Origin of the sequence: Mycolicibacter sinensis (assembly GCF_001667945.1) — a bacterium.
Lineage (GTDB): Bacteria > Actinomycetota > Actinomycetes > Mycobacteriales > Mycobacteriaceae > Mycobacterium > Mycobacterium sinense_B.
Genome location: NZ_LZJK01000058.1, coordinates 1 through 1,085, shown reverse-complemented (window position 1 = coordinate 1,085; position 1,085 = coordinate 1). Strand labels below are relative to the sequence as shown.

General features: G+C 67.2%; 1 protein-coding gene. It reads left to right on the top strand.

The genetic code is table 11. From position 1 onward, the window contains the following. On the top strand, positions 1-1,085 hold a 1,085-nt coding region (locus tag A5694_RS07575), incomplete at both ends, for a DUF4118 domain-containing protein (protein ID WP_131809541.1).

The window sequence follows — 1,085 nt, the reverse complement described above, 5'->3', positions numbered from 1 at the left end:
AATCCCAAGCGCTGGCAGGACGTCGAGGAGCTGCTCGACGCCGGAATCACGGTGATCTCCACCGTCAACGTGCAGCAGTTGGAGAGCCTCAGCGACGTCGTCACCAAGATCACCGGCACCACCCAGGCCGACACCGTTCCGGACGCGGTCGTGCGTCAGGCGGCTCAGATCGAACTCATCGACGTCGCCCCGGAGGCGTTGCGCCGCAGACTCTCCCACGGCAACGTCTACCCGCCGGAGAAGGTCGACGCGGCACTGGCCAACTACTTTCGCGGCGAAACCCTAACCGCGCTGCGCGAACTGGCGCTGCTGTGGCTGGCCGGCCAGGTGGACGCCGCGCTGACGAAATACCGTGCCGACAAGAAGATCACCGAGACCTGGGAGGCGCGCGAACGCATCGTGGCGGCGGTGACCGGAGGCCCGGAATCGGAGACGCTGGTCCGCCGAGCCTCGCGGATCGCGTCGAAGTCCAGCGCCGAGTTGCTGGCGCTGCACGTGCTGCGCGGTGACGGGCGCTCGCCCTTGCCCGATGCCCGGATCGGCAAGATCCGCGAGTTGGCGGCCAGCCTCGGCGTCTCGCTGCACGTCGTCGTCGGCGACGATGTGCCGACCGCGCTGTTGGATTTCGCCCGGGACGTCAACGCCACCCAGCTGGTGATCGGGACGTCGCGGCGGTCCCGCTGGGCACGTTTGCTCGACGAGGGTATCGGTGCGACGGTGGTGCGGCTGTCCGGGAAGATCGATGTCCACATAGTGACTCATGAAGAGTCCGGGCAAGGCTTTCGCGGCGGAGCGCTCTCGGCTCGGCAACGCCGTGTGCTGCCATGGCTAGCGGCGGTGCTCGTGCCGTCGCTAGTCTGCTGGATCACAACCGCATGGCTGGATCCGGTGCTGCGCCTAGGCGGAGAGAGCGCGCTGTTCTTCGTCGGCGTGCTGGTGGTCGCCCTCCTCGGCGGCGTCGCCCCCGCAATGCTGTCGGCTGTGGTCTCGGGCCTGCTGCTCAACTACTTCCTGATCGACCCCCGACACAGTTTCACCATCGCCGAAACCGATTCGGCGATCACCGAAATCGTGCTGCTGCTGGT